General features: G+C 44.3%; 8 protein-coding genes. 7 read left to right on the forward strand and 1 reads right to left on the reverse strand.

Annotated elements, in window-relative coordinates:
• Positions 1-134: 134 nt before the first annotated feature.
• On the forward strand, positions 135-4262 hold the full coding sequence (locus K6V21_RS23110) for a two-component regulator propeller domain-containing protein (protein WP_224320013.1): 4128 nt from the start codon (positions 135-137) through the stop codon (positions 4260-4262).
• Between the two features lie 70 nt (positions 4263-4332).
• Here K6V21_RS23110 and K6V21_RS23115 read toward each other — a convergent pair whose 3' ends face one another.
• Entirely contained in the window at positions 4333-6912 is a 2580-nt protein-coding gene (locus K6V21_RS23115) for a glycosyl hydrolase 115 family protein (protein ID WP_408912627.1), read from the reverse strand.
• A gap of 362 nt (positions 6913-7274) precedes the next feature.
• On the opposite strand from K6V21_RS23115, the gene K6V21_RS23120 reads away from it, so the two are divergent.
• From K6V21_RS23120 to K6V21_RS23145, 6 genes are read left to right on the forward strand one after another with little or no spacing between them, the layout of a single operon-like run.
• The gene (locus tag K6V21_RS23120; protein WP_217714308.1) at positions 7275-10421 is read left to right on the forward strand and encodes a SusC/RagA family TonB-linked outer membrane protein; all 3147 of its coding nucleotides are present in this window, start codon (positions 7275-7277) and stop codon (positions 10419-10421) included.
• A 16-nt stretch (positions 10422-10437) separates the two neighbouring features.
• Positions 10438-12315: a RagB/SusD family nutrient uptake outer membrane protein gene (locus K6V21_RS23125; RefSeq protein WP_217714309.1), complete on the forward strand. Its 1878-nt coding sequence runs from the start codon at positions 10438-10440 to the stop codon at positions 12313-12315.
• Between the two features lie 32 nt (positions 12316-12347).
• Positions 12348-15173 (forward strand): SusC/RagA family TonB-linked outer membrane protein, encoded by a 2826-nt coding sequence (locus K6V21_RS23130; protein WP_224320014.1) that lies wholly within the window; start codon positions 12348-12350, stop codon positions 15171-15173.
• Between the two features lie 27 nt (positions 15174-15200).
• Positions 15201-16958, forward strand: a complete 1758-nt coding sequence (locus tag K6V21_RS23135) for a RagB/SusD family nutrient uptake outer membrane protein (protein ID WP_224320015.1) — start codon at positions 15201-15203, stop codon at positions 16956-16958.
• 36 nt (positions 16959-16994) lie between these two features.
• Entirely contained in the window at positions 16995-18029 is a 1035-nt protein-coding gene (locus K6V21_RS23140; RefSeq protein WP_022210020.1) for a DUF5627 domain-containing protein, read from the forward strand.
• Between the two features lie 34 nt (positions 18030-18063).
• A complete protein-coding gene (locus K6V21_RS23145; protein WP_224320016.1) occupies positions 18064-20277 on the forward strand; it encodes an endo-1,4-beta-xylanase in 2214 nt (737 codons plus the stop codon).
• Positions 20278-20279: the final 2 nt, after the last annotated feature.

The following is a 20279-nucleotide window of genomic DNA, read 5'->3' on the forward strand; positions in this document are numbered from 1 at the left end:
TCCCACGAAATGTAACACATCATTTGCTATACGTTACATTCCCCTTTTATAAAGGGGTTTTCCTCCATATTATGTTTGCGAGAATATCTGTTTTCAATTACTTTTGTATCACAATTGCTAACCCCAACGTAATCATGAAAACACTATTATCCATCTTATTCCTTTTCTTTGCAACCTACGGATACAGTCAATCAGAGAAACTATTTACGGTAGACCGTGAATTATCAAACAGCAATATCAATCAAATCTATCAAGCTAAAGACGGAGTCATCTGGATAGCCACCGAAGACGGACTTAATCGTTACGACGGCGCCAAGTTCAGTGTGTACAAACATAAAGAAGGAAATGACAGTTCATTAGTGGATAACAATGTACGGATACTCTTTGAAGACAGCAAAGGGAACTTCCTGGTAGGCACACAACGCGGGCTACAACTTTACGACCCTGCAACAGACCTCTTTAAAGAAATCCCTATTCTGTACCAAACAGGAATAAACATGAGTGCACATATCAGTACGATCCTGGAGCGTAAGAATGGAAAGTTATTAATAGGTACTTCCGGTCATGGCATTTACTCATTAACATTAGGAGGAACAGAGCCTCTTATCAAAGAGGCACAACTGCCGGTTCCCAGTTTTTTCATCACCTATCTATTCGAAGACCAAAACGAAAACCTATGGGTTTCTACAGAAGGAAAGGGGTTATACCGTATTGATACATCAGGTCAAATATATCACTATTTCATCGGAAAAGAGAATGCCTGGAATATAGTCACTTCTATTTGCCTGGATGAAAAAGGGAATATCTATGCCAGTAACATAAACAAAGGAATATTCATCTACGACCAGCAGAAAGATACTTTTACCCCTATCTCCTGCCCGATACTTCCCGCCCTGCCTATCAATACAATATACGCTGCCGGGCAAGGAAAAATCTATATCGGAACCATAGGTTACGGCATCAAAGTATATGATATATACACACAGAAAATAAAGGAAAGCGAGTTCAGTTTCAGTACTTTCGATTTCAGCAAAGCCGATGTACATGCCATCACAAAGGACCGAGCAGGCAACTTATGGCTGGGTATCAACGGCAAAGGAGTTATGCTTCTTCCGGCTACAACAAACCAATTCAAGTACATGGGCTACAAATCTGTAACAACCAATAAAATAGGTTCTAACAGTATAAAAGCAGTATGCAAAGATAATGAAGGGACTTTATGGCTCGGAACAGCAAATGACGGTATATATGGTATAAAAGGAAAGAATAAACCTTCCCTGCATTTTGAGCACAAAGAAACCTCCAATTCTGTGCCATCCACAATCAACCACATTCACCAGACAGCAGACGGCAGATTGTGGCTGGCTTCGCCTTTGGAAGGGCTGGCAGAGATGGACCCCAAGACCGGCCTGTGCCGATACTATAAATTACAGGACCATCATCAAAATGAAGTAAAAAATATATCGTATCTGACATCAGACAAGAACGGTGAACGATTGTGGGTGGCCGTTATGGGCGGAGGCGTATTTTACATCGATCTAAAAACCGGAAAAGTCAACAGATGCGATACTTTTGAAAGCGGAAAAGAATATCAGGAGAATTACAATGTACTCCACAACCGTTGGGTAGCCTCATTGCTGTACACCCGCAACAATAAGTTATATATCGGCACCTACGATGGCTTAGGATGTCTGGACGTACCCACAATGAACTTCGCCTCAACCTATGGGAAAAACAGGATATTCAGTGGCAGTATCATACTGACCCTCTTCGAGGATGAACAAGGCGACATCTGGGCAGGTACCACCAAAGGACTCATTCATATAGACGGAAAAAATGGAAGCTCTAAAACTTATACTACACACGATGGATTGCCCAATAATACCATTTGTGCCATTCAAGGAAACAAACAACATGGATTATGGATAAGCACCAATTACGGTATCACAAACATGGACCCGGAAACAGGTACCTTTATCAACTACTATGCAGGCAATGGGTTACAAGGAAATGAATTCAGCAAAAATGCCGCCTGTACAGATAAAGATGGATATCTCATCTTTGGAGGTATCAATGGTATCACCTTTTTCCGACCAGCAGAAATCACTACAGAAGTCAAAAAGCCCGAGGTTAGAATTGCCGACTTTTACATCCATAACAAAGCTGTAAAGAAAGGTACACGTTCCGGTAACCACGAAGTTATAGAAACAGCAGTACAGGAAGCCAGCCGATTCCGTTTATGTCATAGAGACAACTCGTTCAGCATCGAATTCTCAGCCATGGAATTCTATAATCCGGAACGGATCACCTATCTTTATTCCATGAATGGAGCAACCTGGATGGCATTAGCTCCGGGCGTCAACAGAGTTTCTTTCAGTGATCTGGCACCGGGTACTTATCACTTCAGGATGAAAGCCAAAGACTATACAGCCTACTCGGAAGAGAAAGAAATCATCATCCAGATAGATCCGGCATGGTGGGCATCAGGTTGGGCCAAATTAATATACATCTTATTGACATTATCAATCATCGGATTCATTGTGATGCAAGTGCATCATCGTTACCGTATGCATCAAAAGATGTTGCAGCACATCCATGCCGAGCAAATTAACGAAGCAAAGTTACAGTTCTTTATTAATATCTCTCACGAAATACGAACTCCGATGTCGCTTATCATCAGTCCCTTGCAACAATTGATGGCAAAAGATAAGGATGCAGAATGTAGAAAGCTCTACAGTACTATACAACGGAATGCCGAGCGCATCCTGCAATTGGTAAACCAATTAATGGATATCCGAAAAATAGACAAAGGACAAATGTCCCTCATGTTTAAAAAGGCTGAAATAGTTAGTTTCACCCGTGACCTGTTAGAAACCTTCGAACAACAGACAAGGGTAAAGAAACTCGACTTAAAATTCCACACCTCTGCTCCTGAAATAGAAATGTGGATAGATCCTAAGAACTTTGACAAGATCATCCTGAACCTACTGTCGAATGCTTGTAAGTTCACACCTGAAAACGGACAAGTGGAAATCAGCCTCAGCACAGGTGAGGATACTCACCTTCCCAAAAATGCACCTCTGCGCCGATATGTTGAGTTCACAGTTGCGGACAGTGGTATCGGCATTGCTTCCACTGAGCGGGAACATATATTCGAGCGATTCTACCAGATACGCAACAGTCAGAACAACTCAAATATAGGAACAGGTATCGGGCTTCATCTTACACGCTCTTTAGTGGAGCTGCATTACGGAAATATTCACGTAGAGGACAATGGCGAAGGCAAACCGGGCTCCCGGTTTATCATACGGCTACCGCTAGGAAAGGGACATTTGAAAAAGGAAGAAATAGAAGAAACAACGGCCGCCGACACCATAATAAATATCCCGACGGCAGAACCGGCTACCATAGCTTCCCCGCTGCCTTATGATGACGATGAAGAAGCCAACGGCAAAGTCCGTGCCCGCAGTCGTCGCCATGTGCTTGTGGTAGAAGACGATGAAGAGATTCGCCACTACATCTGCCGCGAACTGAGCAATGACTTTTACATGACCGAATGCAGTAACGGAAAAGAAGCGTTAGCATCGATATTATCCCATACGCCTGATCTGATAATCAGCGATGTGATGATGCCTGAAATGGACGGACTGACACTCTGCCGCAAGATACGACAGAATGTGAACATCAACTATCTACCCATCATCCTGCTTACCGCCCGTACCAGCGAGGAGGACAATCTGGAAGGGTTGGATACCGGTGCCGATGCTTATCTGATGAAACCATTCAGCATTGAGTTGCTGAGAAAAACTGTCTTAAACCTCATCCGCCGCCGGGAACAATTGCGTAATGCTTTCAGTGGCCGTCAGAATCAGGAGGAACAAATCTCAATCCCAGAAGTAAAATCTCCCGATGACCGGCTTATGGAACGTGTCATGCGCGTTATCAATGAGAATTTAGGCAATCCGGCATTAACTGTCGAAATGATCAGTACGGAAGTAGGTATCAGCCGTGTACATCTGCATCGCAAGCTCAAAGAACTCACGAATCAGACTACACAACAACTCATTCGTAACTTGCGTCTGAAGCAGGCAGCCACCCTGTTGGCCGACAAGCGGCATAGTATAACAGAAGTAGCTACATTAACCGGTTTTACGCATCCCACTTACTTCGCCACGGCATTCCGCGAAATGTATGGCATATCACCATCAGAGTATATGGAACGCCATATAGGGCAGGATAAAACGAAAGATGGCATCTTTTGATATGAAAGATGCCAACTTATGCAACAAGAGATGCCAACTTTTGATAAAAAAGATGGCATCTTTTACATAGCTATTTTAAAGTTCTTGTCCGAGGGCTTTCCGTTAGGTTAAGCCTACCGGGCATATCGCCTCCGCAATCTACTATGATCTTATGCAATACTATCGCCGGACTGAGAGGGCGAATAGTCAGAGTATGTACCCCGGCCTCCAGAGTGACATCAGGAAAAGTTACTTTTGACTCTATCACCCGTGCCGCTCCCGCAGGATACATTTTTGAATAACAGTTGGCCCAAGTCAGGTCTGAATTGTAATTCACGATTTGTTCTTCACCGTCATCTAAACGAATGGCATAACTATGCCCTCCCTTAATAAAAGGCAAGGTACTATCCAATATCAGGCGTACACGCACACCGGACAAGTCAGACTTTAATCGCATTTGATAGATCAACGAAGCACCGGATACCGGCTTGGTATATGGCATCAAAGAAAGTCCGGAGAGTGTACGTCCCAAGTCCGGTATAACAGTCCATTGTGTACCTGGTTCCTGAACGGATGTAGCAAAACGCTCCGCTTCCATTACCACTACACCACTGTTCTCTTCGTATTCATAACCACCCATTGCCATATTTCCGTTCTGGGAAGCATCCACACGGGTTACTTTCGGCATTATATTTCCTCCTTTCGGTTCATCCCATGAAGTATAGCCTATATGGGTCTGATCCATCATGTGTTTCCATTTGCCACCGGCAATATTATTATTATAATCGGCGCATAGCTCCGCATCTCTCAGGAAGCAATACTCCACACGATCCGCCCAGGCATTGGCACGTACATCATTTTCAGCAACCAACTGCCGGTTCATGGCGGTAGCACAGTACATTTCATAAAGATTGGCCATAGCCTGCACAGGGAATAATATCAGCTCCTTATAAGCATCGCGCCTATTCTCCGGCAGCAAAGCAAACTGACGGACAGCATGTGCTTCCAATGCCAGAAACTCATCGGCCACAGCTTTAAATTCACCACTTTGCAAATTATAGGTTTTGTGATCTAACATCTCTGCCGTCACACGAGCGCAATACTTACAATAAAGATTTAAAATTCGTGCAGCTTCGTCAGCATATTCATTGCCAAATTGCTGGCGGCAAAATTCTCTTGTATAATCCATCAGATTACCCGCATTAAAAGCATCAGGATTCCATGCCATTTTCAAGAAGAAATCCGTAGGAAACTCATTCGGTTTCAAATCACCTACATTCAATATCCACATCTTATCCACACCATAAGCATACGTCAGATAAAGTTGTTCCCACATATGCTGGATTTGAGTCATATTCAACCACTGATAAGCACGCGGAGCACCATGCAAATCCACATGATAGTACATGCCATAACCACCGGGATGACGTTTAACACCCGGCTCGGGCAGACGGCGAACATCTCCCCAATTGTCATCACATAACAGAATTATTACATCATCCGGTATCTGCATACCTTGATCGTAATATTCCAGTACCTCACTATAAAGCGCCCATAATTGTGGAGTCTTAGAAGCAGATTTTCCCGTAACCTCGGCTATGATACGACGCTGTTCTTTCACTATATTTTCCAACAGTTTTGTATCCGTATCAGGTCCCATCGGCGCATCACCGTCACCACGCATCGCAATGGTCACCACTTCTTCTTTACCCCGCATACGCTCTATACCTTCACGGAAAAAGCGGTTGATACCATCTTTGTTTGTCTGATAGTTCCAGGCTCCATACACTTTACGATTGCGAGCATACTCCTGATGGTTACGCGCCATAGGCTCATGGTGGGAAGTACCGATTATGATCCCCATCTCATCAGCCAATGGACTGTTCATGGGATCATCCGCATAGAAAGCAGCACTCCACATAGCAGGCCATAGGAAGTTGGCTTTCAGGCGAAGCAGTAATTCATACACATGCACGTACATTTTACTATTGAAGCCACCATAACGTTCCGTGGTCCAACCTCCCATGCAAGGCCATTCATCATTAATAAAAATACCGCGATACTTCACTGCCGGTTCTCCGTCGGTATATACACCTTTTTTAATATAGAGTTCCTCATGCCGTTCCGCCGGAACATCCGCCCACCAATACCAGGGAGACACCCCTATCTGACGAGATAACTCATAAACTCCATAGATAGTTCCACGCTTATCGCTACCAGCAATTAACAACACTTCACCCGGTATTCCTTCCACCGGATCTTTTACTGTGGTGATTATAAACTTCTCATTCATGCCTTTCAACTCGCGGGCATCCAGTTTCTTCGATTTCACCAATTGCTTTATGAATGGAGACTCGTCAAAAGAACCAATAAGAATACGTACATTTTGCCCATCCGTACTTCCCTTCCGTTTTGCATCGGTCACTAATGCAGGACGTATATCGGCCACTTTATAAAAATCCTCCTGTAAATTATGTACAGCCGTTAATACTCCTTTATGTTCCTCATCAGCACATAAAATACTGAAACTCCTTTGTTGAGATGTTACAAGCTCCAACGTACCTTCTTCCCGAATGAAAGAGACAAACTTATCCGCCGCTTGCAGTGCCGAAGCCAGAGTGAGACAAAGTTGCAGGCAGACAATCCGTGTTTTTAATGATATTCTCATCATGTAGAAATAAATTAGATTAATAATACTGTGAAACAAAGGTACACGCCCTCCAGAAGCCTGCCAAAGATCACTGTTACAGATACTTTCAAGCATATTACGAATTAAAAGAATAAGACTGTGTTACATCAATTAAAGTCTATGATACACCCCTAATATAGAATGCAACATCAGTTAATCTTTCTGCAATAGCAACATATTTATTACTATTATTATACTTCCTACTTTTGCTTCGGGAACAAAAAGGTTCTTTATCATTATTTATTAATCTTAAAACTAAAAGAATTATGGAAAGCATGTATGACAACAGTTAATCCTGGCTTTATGACATCAGAGAAAACATAGTTATTAACTATCTTAAACTAATGGTAATGAAAAATGTAAAAAAGAAAATTCAAAGGATTCCTTACTTGTTTCTTTTGATGCTTTTTAGCTGCCTGACAGCTTCGGCACAACAAGGAATAACAGTGAAAGGAACAGTCGTGGACGACAATGGCGAGACTATAATTGGAGCCTCGGTAGTTGTAAAAGGAAATAATTCAATAGGTACGATCTCAGATATAGACGGTAATTTTGTATTGACCGTGCCCAATGAAAAGTCAGTTCTTGTCGTTTCGTTTGTAGGTATGGAGCCGCAGGAAGTGAAGGCTTCTTCAAAAGGGACAATCAAAGTAGTTCTGAAAGATGATACACAGCTACTGGACGAAGTTGTAGTAGTAGGTTACGGACAGCAAAAGAAAGCGTCGGTGGTAGGAGCCATTACACAGACTTCCGGAAAAACGCTGGAGCGGGCTGGAGTAAGCAATTTAGGAGCTGCCTTAACGGGTAACCTTCCGGGAGTCATTACTTCCAGTTCTACCGGTATGCCCGGTGCGGAAGACCCGAAGATTATTATCCGCACACAGAGCTCGTGGAATAATAGCGAACCCCTGGTACTGGTAGACGGCATCGAACGTGAAATGAGTTCAGTAGACATCTCCTCGGTGGAGAACATTTCTGTATTGAAAGATGCATCCGCTACTGCTGTTTATGGTGTGAAAGGTGCTAATGGAGTAATCCTTATCACTACCAAACGCGGTAAGGAAGGAAAAGCCAACGTACAGATCAAGGCCAATATGACAGCTAAAGTAGTATCAAAACTCCCTGAAAAGTATGATGCTTATGACACATTCTACTTGATGAATAACTCCATTGAGCGCGAAGCTTGTCTCAATCCTGCCGGATGGGCAAACTACACACCGGCAGCCATCATCGATAAGTATCGTCATCCGGCCAATGCCGAAGAGTGGGACCGCTATCCTAATGTGGATTGGGAGGATGAGCTTTTCAAGAAAGTTGCTATGTCCTATAATACCAGCGTCAACGTATCAGGTGGCACTAAAGTTGTAAATTACTTCGCAGCTGTAGATTTCGTAAACGAAGGTGACTTATTCAAGAGCTTTGAAAACGGACGTGGTTACAACTCCGGCTTTGGCTATAACCGCATCAACGTACGCAGCAACCTGGACTTCCATTTGACAAAAACGACCAAATTCTCTACCAACCTGTTTGGTTCGAATGCACAACGTCAGCTGCCTTGGGATATGAGCGACAATGACACCGGTTTCTGGAACTCAGCTTATAAATCCGCTCCCGACGCCATGCGTCCCGTCTACTCCAATGGTATGTGGGGATGGTATGCGCCGCGTGATGCCGATGTACCCAACTCAGCCTATTTCCTGGCTGTAGGCGGTAAAGAGAAACGCACCACCACCAAAATGACTACTGACTTCATTTTGGAGCAGGACCTGGCTATGCTGACCAAAGGACTGAGATTCAAGGCGAACTTCTCTATGGACTACACTTTTGCGGAGAACAAACGCGGCCTCAGTGACCAGTACAACGATGCACAACGCATCTGGGTGGATCCGGATACAGGCAATATCTCCTATAAATATGACCCTGATACAGGAACAGGACTCGACAAAGTCACTAATCCGATCTATTGGTTACAACAATCCGGTAGTGCAAACATTGGAGCCACTTATCGCAAACTATACTACTCCATGCAGTTTGACTATGCCCGCACCTTCGGCAAGCATGAAGTGACCGGTCTTGGCCTTTTCAGCCGATTAAAAGAGGCACAGGGAAGTGTGTTCCCCATCTATCGGGAAGACTGGGTATTCCGTTTTACCTATAACTACGCCATGCGCTATTTCTTCGAGGCGAATGGTGCTTATAACGGTTCCGAAAAGTTCGGTCCTGATTATCGTTTCGCCTTCTTCCCCTCCCTCTCACTGGGTTGGATGATCAGTGAAGAGAGTTTCATGAAAAAACTGAAATTCGTCGATATGTTAAAGCTTCGCGCTTCTTGGGGACGAGTAGGTGATGATGCCGTGGTCGCTCCGTGGCAGAGATTTACAGCTGGTCGTTTCTTATACAAAGATCAGTTGAGTTATGGTGGTAACACTGTCATGGGTAGCATCAATCCGGACAACTCTCCTTATACTCACTGGAAAATCTCTTCTCTGGGTAACCCGGATGTCTCTTGGGAAACTGTAGAGAAACGTAATATTGGTTTAGACTACGCTTTCTTTAATGGACTGATAGCAGGTTCAGTAGATGTATTCAACGATACCCGTACGGACATTATAATTAGCGGTGACAGCCGTGCCATTCCGTCTTATTTTGGTACAACGGCTCCCCGAACCAATTTAGGTAAAGTCAACAGCCACGGCTATGAATTGGAATTACGTTTGAATCATGTATTCAACAATGGTCTACGTGCCTGGCTGAACACCAGTATGACTCACGCCATCAATGAAATCAAGTTCAGAGATGACGCTCCCTTGCTACCTGCTTATCAGAAGGGAGCCGGACATACAATTAACCAAGTATATTCATATATCGACCATGGGAATCTGGCTACCTGGGACGATGTGATAGGTAGTAGTAATTGGACAACCGGAAATGACATGAAGTTACCGGGCGACTACAATATTATAGACTTCAACGGTGACGGTATAGTTGACAACGACGACCGTGCTCCTTATCAGTATGCCAGTACACCACAGAACACCTATAATGCCTCTCTCGGTTTTGAGTGGAAAGGGTTCAGTTGCTTTGCCCAATTCTATGGCGTAACCAATGTAACCCGTGAAGTCAATTTCCCGACATTCCGTTCTACAGCCCACGTAGCTTATGCAGAAGGTTCATACTGGACACCGGGAGGTAATGCCACCCTACCCACTCCACGCTGGGGGACTACTGTAGACGCAGCTGCTACCGGAACACGTTACTGGTATGATGGTGCTTACCTTCGTCTGAAGAATGTTGAATTATCCTATACATTCAAGAACAATTGGCTGAAGAAAATGGGCATCAATTCCTGCCGTCTCTACTTGAACGGCGACAATCTCTACATGTGGACCGACATGCCGGATGACCGTGAAGCCAACTACGGTACAGGCTCTTCGGACGGTGCCTACCCTACGGTACGCCGCTTCAATTTTGGTATCGACATAACCTTATAATAACGAAGAGATAATTATGAATAAATATATAAATAAACTATTTATGATGTCGGCTATTGCAATGGCTGGCATAATGGGGATGACCTCATGTACAGACTATCTGAACAAAGCTCCGGAAAGTGACTACCAGGATAATGACCCCTACAAGAATTTTAAGAACTTTCAGGGTTTCACTGAAGAACTCTATAATTGTATCCCGGTAGTTTCAAACAACAAAGATGCCGGACATACTTGCTTCAACTATGGTGAAGATGAATACTGGGAACCACAGGAAATGCGTATGCAAGCCCGTAGTGTGGACAACGGAGACTTCTGGGCCTGGACTACTGTTTACTATGGTTACCCGAACAATCAAGGCTCGGCAGGTTCAGACAACCGAACTGACAAAGGTCACTTATGGGCCAACTCCTGGTATGCTATCCGTAAGGCCAATATCGGCATCGCCAACCTCGGCAATCTGATAAGCGCCACCGAGGAAGAACGTAATCTCATAGAAGGGCAACTTTACTTCTTCCGCGCATGGTACCACTTTATGCTAATGGAATGGTGGGGCGGCATGCCGTATATTGATACAGTGTTGTCTTCGGATGTAGCTCCCACGTTAGCCCGTCTTACATGGCAAGAATGTGCGGAAAAATGCGTAGCCGACTTTGAACATGCAGCCAGTCTACTTCCTGTTGATTGGGATGCAACCACCGCCGGTAAAGTGACTTTAGGCAAAAACAATATGCGTATCAACCGTATCATGGCTTTAGCTTATAAAGGCAAGACCTTGCTTTGGGCAGGCAGTCCGTTGATGAACTGGGCTTCCGGAGGTGCAAAGGAATACAATGCAGAGTTGTGCAAACGAGGTGCCGATGCTCTCGGACAAGCCCTTGCCCTCACCGAATCGACCAACCGTTACGAACTGGCTGACTTCTCCGAATATAACGACATCTTCCTGTTGCATAACTCAAGCGGCAAGCTGAACGGAGTAAAAGAGTCCATCTTTATGGAGAATATCAAGGATTATAGTGGACGCTGGCGCTGGAATATGGTTAACGACTTCCGACCTCAATCCATTGAGTATTCCGGTATTAAATGCTATCCTACCGCCAACTACGTAAACTACTATGGCATGCAGAACGGTTACCCGATTAATGACATGACAAAGGCAGATGCCGAATCAGGCTATGATCCCACACATCCCTGGAAAAACCGCGACCCACGCTTCTATAAAACCATCATGTTCGACGGTGTGAAGTGGAAAAGTACCGGTGGTGCAGGTGGAACGGCAGAACTTTTCACCGGAGGTAGAGAGAGTGAAGAAGCAAATGAAAAGAAAGGCTGCTTCACAGCCTATATGAACAGCAAACTCTGTCCGCAATTGATGAATACGGTTGACGGTTATAAAGAAAACAATATCATGATCCTCAGCCTTATGCGCCTGGCAGATGTATATCTGATGTATGCTGAAGCTACGGCTGTAGGCTACAACGGTCCGAAGGGTAAAGCTGCTACCTACTCACTCACAGCCGAAGAGGCATTGAACAAGATCCGCGAACGTGCCGGGGTAGCTCCCGTACTCGACAAGTTCCTGGGTAGTACTGCTGACTTCCTGAGCGAATTACGCCGTGAACGCGCCGTGGAACTGTCCTTCGAAGGTTTCCGTTTTATCGATCTTCGCCGCTGGATGCTTCTCACCCAATATCCTTACACACTGAAGACCAAGATTGAGTTCGACCGTGCCGATCCTAGTGACTATAATTATGACGAACCGGAAGAAAATGCTATCAAGAACTTGCGTGAAGTAGTATTGCTTGAGCGTAAATATACCGACAGACACTATTGGTATCCGCTCCCTAAAAAGGATGTTAGCATGTATGAAGGGTTCTACCAGAATCCCGGATGGTAATCTTGACGTATTAACTAATAATGACGCAAAAAATGAATAGAAAGTTTATATATATTGGCTGTACTGTTTTCGCCATGTCTCTGTTTCATGCAGGAGGTATTCAGGCGCAAGAAGAAAACAAAGATAGCCTGGTGAATGTGGCTTTCGGTACGGTTGCCCAGGAAGACTTGACGCATGCCATTTCTACGGTCAACACGTCCGAACTGACCAAAAAAGTAAATAGTTCCAGTAGCTTAGTTGGACTGGAAAGTCTGATAGGTGGATACACCGGCAACGTATGGGGGCAAGAAGCACTTGTCCTGGTGGATGGAGTACCCCGCAGTGCAAGTAATGTACGCGCTTCGGAAATAGAGAGTGTTTCGGTAATGAAAGATGCTGCTGCCGTGGTACTTTATGGTAGCCGTGCAGCAAAGGGTGTTATTCTAATCACTACCAAACGCGGTAAAAATGAACCGATGCGCATCGACGTACGGGGCAATGCAGGCATTAATGTTCCCAAATCTTATCCCAAATATTTGGACTCAGACTGCTACATGACCCTTTACAATGAAGCTTGCCGTAATGACGGGCTGTCCCCAAAATACAGCGCATCAGACATCTACAACACTGCCATGGGAACCAATCCTTATCGTTATCCGAACATTGATTTCTATAGTTCGGACTATCTGAAAAAGGCATATTATAATGCAGATGTGACAGGTGAAGTATATGGAGGTAATGATCGCACACACTATTACCTGAATTTCGGTATGGATTATAGTAACGACCTGCTGAAATATGGTGAATCAAAGAATGCCTACAATATGCGTTTCAATGTACGCGGTAACGTAGACATGACACTTGCCTCATGGCTAAAGGCTACTACCAATGCGGCAGTTGTCTTTACCAATCAGTATGCAGGTCGCGGAAACTTTTGGGGAACTGCATCCACCTTGCGTCCCAATTGGTTTGCTCCGCTATTACCCATCGACATGATGGATACCAGCGTCGCTCAAATACAGGAATATATTACCAACAGTAATCACCTGATTGACGGCAAATATCTGCTTGGAGGAACATCGTCCGACATGACCAATCCTTTTGCTGATCTTCTGGCTGCCGGATATGTCAAGGAAAAGGCACGTATGTTTATGTTCGATGTCAGCCTTGCCGCCGATCTGGGTTCTTTATTGAAAGGCCTGACGTTTAAGACTTCTTATAGTGTAGACTATACTTCTTACTATTCGGAAGCTTTCAGCGAGACCTACGCCGTTTATGAACCTACATGGTCTCAGGTGAATGGCAAAGATATGATTATTGCCTTGAAGAAACACAATGAAGACAAAAAAGATCCCAATGAATATGTCGGCAAGTCCACTTACGATCAGACCATGACGTTCAGTGCACAGTTTGACTATGCCCGCACGTTCGCAAAATACCACAACGTAGCAGCTACATTCATAGGCTGGGGTTATCAAACGCAGAATTCTGCTGACGAAAACCATGAAAGCAGTGATTATCACCGTACCAGTAATGTGAACTTAGGCTTACGGGCATCCTACAATTACAATCATAAGTATTATGCCGATTTCAGTGGTGCCGTGATCCATTCGGCCAAATTACCCGAAGGCAAGCGTAACGCTTTCTCTCCGTCAGTCACTTTAGGCTGGAGAATCAGCAAAGAGAAGTTTATGGAAAATGTAAAGTTTATAAACGATCTGAAAATCACAGCATCTTATGCCAACCTGCATCAAGATCTTGACATCTCCGATTATTACCTGTATAAAGGAACTTTCTCCAAAAGACAAAATGAAGGATTCTATGTACAATGGCACGATGGCACAGCGGGCGGATGGACTCCAGCCTCTAAACGTGGCGATAATCCTAACCTTGGTTTCGTCACACGTGAAGAGTTCCGTGCAGGTATTGATGCTACGCTATTCAACCGTCTGCTAAAGTTGAACGTCAACTATTTCAGGCAGGACACGAAAGGCTTACTTACCCAAGGTTCCTCTTCCATATATCCTACGTACTTTGCTTTAAGCAGTAACTCCACCTTCATGCCCTGGATCAATTATAACGAGGACAGACGCAGTGGTTTTGACTTCGCGCTGAGTGCCAACAAGAAATTCGGCGATTTTGACGTAACACTCGGTTTCAATGGTATGGTGTACTCCTCCGAAGCTCTGAAACGTGACGAACTTTACGACGAAGATTACCAGTATCGCAAAGGTCGTGCACTCGATGCTTCCTACGGTTATGTATGCGAAGGTTTCTTCCAGGATCAGACTGACATAGACAATCATGCCCGTCAAACATTTGGTACGGTAAAACCCGGTGACCTGAAGTACAAAGACATTAACGAGGATGGTGTAATCGACAGCAAGGACCAAATTGAATTAGGAAAGAACGGTTGGTCAGCTCCTCCTTTCTCCTTCGGATTGAACTTAACTGTGAAATGGAAAAATTTCTCGCTATTTGCCATGGGATCAGGTCAAACCGGCTCTGTAGACTTTAAAAGCAGTTCCTACTACTGGAACCGCGGTACGAGCAAATTCTCAGAAGTGGTATGGGGACGTTGGACCGAAGATACAAAGGATGTGGCCACCTACCCACGCCTGACCACCACCAATGGTGACAATAACTACCGCAATTCCACTTTCTGGATGTATAAGCGTAACTATTTCCGCCTGAACCAGGTGCAATTGACATATGACTTCCCTGAAAATACTTTCAAAGGAACGTTTGTTCGTGGTTTAAGTGTTTATTGCGGAGGTAGCAATCTGCTTACCATCTCTAAAGAGCGGAAGCATATGGAGCTGAGTACCGGTTTCCCTCAATGCCGTAACTTCTATGCAGGTTTCAAGGCTGCATTCTGATTTTATTGATTAATAAAGAAGAAGATTATGAAAAAGAAAATTATACCTTTTATAATAGGTGCCCTGATGCTCACCGGTTGTGATGATTTGTTTTCACCAGCCATCGAAAACTTCCAAGGCGTGGAAAACATGTACAACGATGCGGAATACGCACGGGGAATATTGCACAATGTATACAGTCTGATTCCGGGCTATTACGATAACAGCGAGTATGGCACGGATGACGCCGTAACCAACCAGCCAAGTAATGTGTATCTGCAAATGGCCACCGGTGCCTGGACTACAAGTTCATATAATCCACAGAATCAGTGGACCAATTCCTACGGTGCCATTCAATACATCAACCTCTTCCTGGAGAATGTGGGAGGCGTAAAATGGTCGGATGATGAAGAACTGAACAAATTGTTTGCGCAACGCCTCACTGGCGAAGCTTACGGACTCCGTGGGATGTTCTATTTTTATCTGCTTCGTGCCCATGCCGGTTTTGGTGCAAATGGCGAACTGCTCGGTGTGCCCATATTTACAGAACCTCAGACAATAGAATCGGATTTCAATCAACCGCGTGCTTCGTTTCAGGCTTGTGTAGAACAAATCTACAATGATCTTTCCGAAGCAGAGAAAAGACTTCCTTATGAGTATGAAGATGTTTCAGGAAGCGTTCCTGCAGATTTCCAGAGTCTCACACAAGACGTCGGTAAATACAACACCGTTATGGGTGCCAAAGCACGTCAGTTGTATAACGGAATCATAGCCCGTGCCTTCCGTACACGCACAGCCGTACTGGCTGCCAGTCCCTTCTTTGAAGATGCTTCCAACGCTGCCACATGGGCGGATGCAGCTAATGCCGCAGCAGCTGTAATAGACTACAAAGGAGGTCTATCAGGATTAGCATCCGACGGAGTGGAATATTACTCACCCACTATTATAAATACAATTAAGGATGGTGCCAATCCAAATGAAATCTTATGGAGAGGAAACAAAGGAAGTGGTGATAACGACCAGGAATCACAAAATTTCCCACCGAGTTTGTACGGTAATGGTTACATGAATCCGTCGCAGAATCTGGTCGATATATTCCCCATGGCCAATGGATACCCCATCAATGACGCAGCCAGCGGATACGATGCCAACAATCCTTATGCTGGACGCGATCCCCGTTTGGGCAAATACATCTTTTACAATGGAAGTACAATCAGTGAGAAGAGTATAACAATCAACATCAATGAGGGAAATCAAGACGGCGTTAACGTGACCGAAAACCGCTCGACCCGAACAGGCTATTACATGAGAAAACGCTTGCGCATGGATGTGAACTGTAATCCGGCATCCATTTCCAAACAGCCGCATTACACACCCCGTATCCGTTATACTGAAATGTACCTGAATTATGCTGAGGCAGCCAATGAAGCTTGGGGACCGAAAAACGCCAACGGCAGAGATTACTCCGCTTACGATGTAATCAAAGCCATCCGGAAACGTGCCGGCATAGGTGGTACCAATGATGCCTATCTGGAAGCATGCGCTGTCAGTAAAGAACAGATGCGTGAACTGATCCGCAATGAACGTCGACTGGAACTCTGCTTCGAAGGATTCCGTTTTTGGGATCTCCGTCGCTGGAAAGCCGACCTGAACGAACCGGTATATGGCATTAGCTGGAATGGTAACAGTTATCAGAAGATAACCGTGGAAGAACGTTCGTATGAAGACTACATGTACTGTTGTCCTATCCCAAACTCTGAGATATTGAAGTACAGCAACCTCATCCAGAATAAAGGATGGAAATAAACAAAATTGTGAACACTATTAATAAAATAGCATGATATGAAAAAGAAATTAGCATATATCGGACTGGCTTCATTACTCTTGTCTTTCACCGCGTGCGAAAGCTCTGACAATGAATTCTCCGACTTCGATTATCAAACTGTATATTTTGCCAATCAATATGGTTTGCGTACCATTGAATTGGGAGAAGACGAATTCCTCGATAACTCTTTGGATAATCAGCACAAAGTATCCATTAAAGCAGCTTGGGGTGGTGGTTATACCAACCGCAAGAATGTAATTATTGATACTCAGGTAGATGAATCGCTTTGCGAAAACCTCTATTTCAAAGGAAGTAACACTCCTGTTACCCCTATGCCTACCTCCTACTACACCCTGGCCGCCAACCAGATCAATATTCCCAAGGGTGAAGTTATAGGTGGTGTGGAGGTACAGTTTACCGATGCATTCTTTGCTGATAAAAAGACTCTTGATAATTATTACGTGATTCCTCTGAAGATGACAGGCGTACAAGGTGCAGACTCCATCCTTCAGGGTAAGGCAGTCGTAGCAAACCCTATGTTGACAAATAGTGGCGACTGGAGTGTACAACCCAAGAATTTTGTACTTTATGCTGTAAAGTATGTCAATCCCTGGCATGGTGAGTACCTGCGTCGTGGAGTGGATCAAGCTGTGATAAACGGTGTTTCTTCGCAATTGGTACGCCACCAGCAATATGTAGAGAAGGATGAGAAAGTAAATATTACAACTGAAAGCCTGAAAGACAATATTCTATCCTTATCAACCAAGGACGCGCAAGGTAATCTTTTCAATTACAACCTCAGCTTGACTTTTACCGAAGATGGAAATTGCACAGTAGGTAGTACTTCCGACGATCTCATCATCTCCGGTACCGGTAAATTTGTGAAGAAGGGCGAAAAGAACAGCCTTGGCGGTAAAGATCGTAATGCTATCTATCTGGACTATACAATTGACTTTAAAACCAAAAACATGCAGTACGCCACCAAAGATACGTTGGTGTTAAGCAGTCGTGCCGTACAAGGTGGCAAGTCATTCGAGATAGAAATAAGATAGTATTATCTGGTATAAACGTTTAAACAAAGAAAACATGAAATACTTTAATCATAAGATAATCGGTATTGCCATGATGTGTGTAACGGTTATGGCATGCACCGATAAGTACGATTGCAACCTTCAGGTAGAAAAGCCTGAAGAAGTGGCCAACAGCAAATACCTGGCCAGCTTTGATTTGCTGAAATCGTACATTACCCGCGATGCCGGTTCACCATTCAAGTTTACGGCAAACTTGTCTGCAACAGACTTTTTTAAAAAAGACATTGCTTACAGCACCATACTTAGTAATTTTGATGGTATAGATATTGGCGGTTCCTTCACACCTGTCAATTCATTGAAAGAGGATGGTTCCTTCGATTTTGGCGGAATGCAATTAGTATCTGATGCTGTCAAAGGAACGGACATAACGCTTTATGGTGGTACGCTCTGTTCCAACCAAGGACAACGCACCGCTTACTATAATGAACTGATACAGCCCATTATTATCCCCTTCGTACCCGAGAAAGGCAAAACTGTGATTTGTGACTTCGAGAATGATGAACTCGGCACAGCTTATGGTATGACCGGGGGAAGTCTGGCTGTGGTGGAAAACGATCCGGATGGGAAGAGTGGCAAAGCACTGCATGTAGGTACCGATGACAACAAAGCTGCCTATTCACATCCTAAGTTCAACGTCAAGTTACCGGAAGGCCGAAAACTGGGCGATTACATCAATCTGACCATTGATATGCGTATTGTAAACGAAGACGGTATATATGGAGCAGGTATGAGGGTCTTTATTAATGGAAAAGAGTTCAACGTTGGCATGAATGCTAAAACTTTCGGTTGTAATCCCAACACTTGGAATCGCGGAGCGGTCATCAGCTTAAATAGCGCCACAGCTCCAGGTTTCATATTGCCGGATGAAATGAAAGGACTTACTGAATTTGAGCTTGCCGTCGGATCCGCCTCTGGAGGAGCACAATACTTTCTCGATAACATCGTGATGAATTATGAGCTTCCCGGAACAGGTGTCACTAAAATTGACTTTGAAAAAGATGAACTTGGTACATCTTATCCGATGACAAACGGAAACTCTTCCGTTGTAGAGAATGATCCTGAAGGCAGTGGTAAAGTATTACACGTAGGTACGGCTGCCACCCCTTGCAATAGATCTTATCCTAAATTCACTGTAAAATTGCAAAACGGAAGAACGTTAGGTGACTACATAGGTCTTTCTCTCGACATGTACCTGATAGATGGCAAAGGTGGCTGGGGTGACGGCATGCGGGTAGTGATTAATGGACAAGAGTTCAACTGTGGCCAAGGACCGTTCAACTTCGGTTGTGAAGCTAACAAATGGGGACGAGACAAGATTTATATCACATTCCTGAAAGAAGGTGAAACTGCGGGAAGTGGAAAGATCGCTATTCCCAATTCCATGAAGGATCTGACCGAGATAGAACTGGCCGTAGGTTCAGGCTCGGGCGAGTGGCATGCTTACATCGATAATATCAACCTCCACTGGAAAGCCGACGATACCATCATCGAAAAAACTCCCGAAGAGAAAAAGAACATCTTCACGGAAGAGATGAATAAATGGATCGGTGGTATAGTAAATGCCGGTGGTGAATCTGTAAAAGTATGGAATATTGTAGGCGAACCACTTGACAAAACCATGGATGCCAACACCTTCAACTGGGGTGAATACTTGGGCGAAGTAGAATATGCACGTACAGCCGTGAAACAGGCCCGTGACACAGCGAAAATTGATCTCAACCTCTTCGTCAGCAATACATTCAATCAATCTGATGAGATGGGACAGAAAGCCGATGAATTGATTGCATTGGTAAAATCCTGGGAAGCAGATGATGTAACCCGTATTGACGGATACAACATCCTTCTCCATGCGGTTTATTCCAAAGATGCCACTTCCCAGAAAGCCAATGAAGAGATGATTTCCGAATTGTTCGACAAGCTGGCACAGACCGGTAAACTGATACGTGTATCCGACCTCAGTATGATGGTGGAAGATACAGAGGGTAAGTTCATCCAGACCAGTAAACTGACTGCCGATGAACGGAGTGCCGCCGCCAACTATATAGCTTTCATCATGAAAGAATACCGGAAAACTATCGCATCAGACAAGCAATATGGCATATCCATTTCAAGTATGACCGAAACCAGTACCGGTAACAAGATTTGCCCCTGGAATTCGGGATACAATCGAAATGGAATGTATGAAGGAATAGTTGAAGGATTGAAATAACC

The organism is Bacteroides cellulosilyticus (assembly GCF_020091405.1).
Classification (GTDB): domain Bacteria; phylum Bacteroidota; class Bacteroidia; order Bacteroidales; family Bacteroidaceae; genus Bacteroides.

Bases quoted from the DNA above. Each gene is read 5' to 3' on its own strand.
- K6V21_RS23110 (WP_224320013.1), top strand. From the start codon at position 135: ATGAAAACACTATTATCCATCTTATTCCTTTTCTTTGCAACCTACGGA.
- K6V21_RS23115 (WP_408912627.1), bottom strand. From the start codon at position 6,912: ATGATGAGAATATCATTAAAAACACGGATTGTCTGCCTGCAACTTTGT.
- K6V21_RS23120 (WP_217714308.1), top strand. From the start codon at position 7,275: ATGGTAATGAAAAATGTAAAAAAGAAAATTCAAAGGATTCCTTACTTG.
- K6V21_RS23125 (WP_217714309.1), top strand. From the start codon at position 10,438: ATGAATAAATATATAAATAAACTATTTATGATGTCGGCTATTGCAATG.
- K6V21_RS23130 (WP_224320014.1), top strand. From the start codon at position 12,348: ATGAATAGAAAGTTTATATATATTGGCTGTACTGTTTTCGCCATGTCT.
- K6V21_RS23135 (WP_224320015.1), top strand. From the start codon at position 15,201: ATGAAAAAGAAAATTATACCTTTTATAATAGGTGCCCTGATGCTCACC.
- K6V21_RS23140 (WP_022210020.1), top strand. From the start codon at position 16,995: ATGAAAAAGAAATTAGCATATATCGGACTGGCTTCATTACTCTTGTCT.
- K6V21_RS23145 (WP_224320016.1), top strand. From the start codon at position 18,064: ATGAAATACTTTAATCATAAGATAATCGGTATTGCCATGATGTGTGTA.